Origin of the sequence: Roseisolibacter sp. H3M3-2 (assembly GCF_029211165.1) — a bacterium.
In the GTDB taxonomy this organism is placed as follows: Bacteria; Gemmatimonadota; Gemmatimonadetes; order Gemmatimonadales; family Gemmatimonadaceae; genus Roseisolibacter.
This window is the reverse complement of record NZ_JARGEK010000488.1, coordinates 1-2,915: the sequence shown is the minus strand read 5'-3', so window position 1 is coordinate 2,915 and position 2,915 is coordinate 1. Positions and strand designations below refer to the sequence as shown.

Sequence of the window (2,915 nt, the reverse complement as noted above, 5' to 3'; positions counted from 1 at the left end):
GCCACGCCCGCGGCGGCCGCGTCCCCCGCGTCGCCCGCGGCGAGCGCGCCGGCCGCGCCGGCGGCCAATGCCGGCCCGGCGAAGCTCGACATCACGGGCGAGCGCGTGGGGCTGTTCCTCGCCGCCATGGCGCCGGCGCTGGACGCGGCGCGCGAGCGCGGCGCGTACCTGGCCGCGAAGCGGCGCCACGAGGCGTACAGCGCCTGCGTGACCGAGACGCAGGTGAAGACGGCGCAGGCCGCGGCGCGCGGCGAGAGCGTGCCGGCGCCCACCAGGGCGCAGCAGGCCGAGCTGGATCGCGTCAACGACCGCAACGCGAAGCTCGTCGACGAGCTGTCGGTGGCGCAGCAGCGCAACGACACGGCGAGGGTCCGGCTGCTCGCCGAGGAGTCGCAGCACAACCTCCTGCGCGTCATGGTGCTCTCGTCGCCGGCGGTGGCGAAGGCGTGCGGCGCGACGCCGCCGCAGCAGCCGTCCGAGCCCGACGCGGCGCGCCTGCGCGAGGCGGCGCGTCCCCGCAAGGTCGACGGGATGTCGGCGACGCAGTTCGGCCGGATGCGCGAGCGCATCGCGCTGTACCTCGTCGCCGGCGACAAGCCGAACGACCTGACGCCCGAGGAGAAGCGGGCGATCGACGCGCGCCGCGCCGAGCTCGCGCCCTTCGCGCAGGCGTGGAAGGACGGCTCGCTGGAGTGGAGCGGCTGGAGCGACGTCTTCACCGCGTGGAAGTAGCGGCGTGACGCTCGGCGCCCCCGCCCGGCTCGCGCTGGCGGCGCTCCTCCTCGGGGGGACGCCGCCGGCGCCGCTGCGCGTCCACGTGCCGGGGCGCGCCCCCGTCGCGTGGTGGTGGAGCGACCGCGCCGGGGCCGACGCCGACGCGCGGCTGGCCGGCGCGGCCTTCTGGCGCGCCGACGCGCCCGGGCTCGAGACCGCGGAGCTGGTGCTCGACGCCCCCGGCGAGGGGGGGATCGCCGCGCTGGGGCGCGTGCGGCTCGTGCTGGCGCGCGTCGACCCGGCGCGCCACGCGCTGCGGCTGGTGGCGGGGGCGCCGCCGGGGAGCCCGTGGGACGTCGACGACGCGCCCGCGGCGGCGCGCCTCGCCGTGAACGCGGGGCAGTTCACCGACGACGGCCCGTGGGGGTGGGTGGTGCGCGACGGGCGCGAGCTGCCGGCGCTGGCCCCCGGCCCCCTGTCGGCCGCGCTGGTGGTCGGGACGGACGGCGCGGTGCGCATCGCCGACGCCGCCGAGCTGGCGGTCGCCCGCGCCGAGGCGGCGCGCGCGCTGGTGCGCGAGGCGGTGCAGTCCTACCCCGCCCTGCTGGCCGGCGACGGCGAGGTCCCGGCGCCGCTGCGCGCCGCCGACCGCGGCGTCGACCTGGCGCACCGCGACGCGCGGCTGGCCGTGGGCACGCTGCGCGACGGGCGGGTGCTGGTCATCCTCACCCGCTTCGACGCGCTGGGCCCCGGCGCGCCGGCGCGCGTCCCCCTCGGCCTCACCGTCCCCGAGATGGCGGCGGTCGCCGGCGGGCTCGGGGCGCGGCGGGCGGTGCTCCTCGACGGCGGGCTGTCGGCGCAGCTGCTGGTGCGCGACGCGGGCGGGGCGACGCGCCGGTGGCCGGGCACCCGCCACGTCCCCCTCGGGCTGGTGGCCGTCCCGCGCTGAGGAAGGTCGGGGCGCGGGTTGGGGCGTTCGACCCATGCCGGGGCGGCCGGGCGGGTGAATGGTAGGGGCGACACCTCACCGACACCGTTCATGACCCGCCCCTCCTCCCCGCTCCGCACCGCCGCCCGCTGGGCCGGCCGCGTCGGGTTCGCCCTGGTCGCGCTGCTCCTCGTCGCCGCCGGGACCGTGTACGCCGTCTCCGAGCGCAAGCTGGGGACGAAGACGCCCGTGGCCGCGCACGCGCTCACCGTCGCCGCCGACCCGGCGACCGTCGCGCGCGGCCGGCACCTGGCGATGACCCGCGGCTGCACCGACTGCCACGGCGCGAACCTCCGCGGCAACACGATCATCGACGACCCCGCCGTGGGGCTCGTGTCGGGGCCGAACCTCACGGCCGGCGGGCGCGGCCCGCAGCTGAGCGACGCCGACTGGGAGCTGGCGGTGCGCCACGGCGTGCGCCGCGACGGCACGCAGCTGGTCGTCATGCCGTCCAACGAGTTCACCGTGATGACCGACGAGGACCTGTCGGCGATCGTCGCCTACGCGCGCAGCCTCCCCGCCGACGCGCACGCGACGCCGGCGATCAAGGTCGGCCCGGTGATCCGCACGATGTTCGCGGCCGGGCAGGTCAACATCCTGCCGGCGGGGGAGATCGAGCACGCGAAGTCGCACCTCGCGTCGATCGCCGTCGACACCTCGGTGACGTACGGCAAGTACGTCGCGACGGGGTGCCAGGGGTGCCACAACCCGAGCTACAGCGGCGGCAAGATCCCCGGCACGCCGCCCGACTGGAAGCCGGCCGCCAACATCACGCCGGCGGGGATCGGCCACTACACGAAGGCCGCGTTCTTCACCGCGATGCGCGAGGGGAAGCGGCCCGACGGGAGCGCGATCGCCCCGCCGATGCCGATCGCCATGACCAAGCTGATGACCGACACGGAGCTGACCGCGCTCTACGCGTACCTGCGCACCGTGCCGTCCAAGCCGTACGCCGTCCGCTGACCCACCCCCGAGGGAGGCCGCCATGTCCACGACGTCCACGACGCACCGCCCGCCGCTGCTCGCGTTCGGCCTGAACTGGATCGAGGGCGCCCCGATGGCGCGCGTGCTCGCCGCCGCGCCGCTGGTCCCGGCGACCCGCCCGTGCCCGCCGCAGTTCCCGTACGGCGCGCTGCGGTCGGTCGCCGCACCGCGCGACGCGCACGCGGCGTACGCGCCAAGTCGGATCGTAGCCATGTCGTTCTGTGAGCCA

The 2,915-nt window shown here is 77.6% G+C and carries 3 protein-coding genes and 1 pseudogene; all 4 read left to right on the top strand.

Annotated features, from left to right (window positions below; translation table 11 throughout):
• Window positions 1–732: pseudogene (locus PYV61_RS23435) on the top strand (hypothetical protein); the annotation flags it as partial.
• 4 nt (window positions 733–736) lie between these two features.
• Window positions 737–1,663 (top strand): phosphodiester glycosidase family protein, encoded by a 927-nt coding sequence (locus tag PYV61_RS23430; protein WP_275836254.1) that lies wholly within the window; start codon window positions 737–739, stop codon window positions 1,661–1,663.
• 90 nt (window positions 1,664–1,753) lie between these two features.
• Window positions 1,754–2,665: a cytochrome c gene (locus PYV61_RS23425; protein ID WP_275836252.1), complete on the top strand. Its 912-nt coding sequence runs from the start codon at window positions 1,754–1,756 to the stop codon at window positions 2,663–2,665.
• Window positions 2,666–2,687: 22 nt separating this feature from the next.
• Window positions 2,688–2,915 (top strand): hypothetical protein (locus PYV61_RS23420; RefSeq protein ID WP_275836250.1); only part of this gene is annotated, 228 nt, incomplete at its 3' end.

Coding starts and splice junctions, on each gene's coding strand:
- PYV61_RS23425 (WP_275836252.1), top strand. CDS start 1,754: ATGACCCGCCCCTCCTCCCCGCTCCGCACCGCCGCCCGCTGGGCCGGC.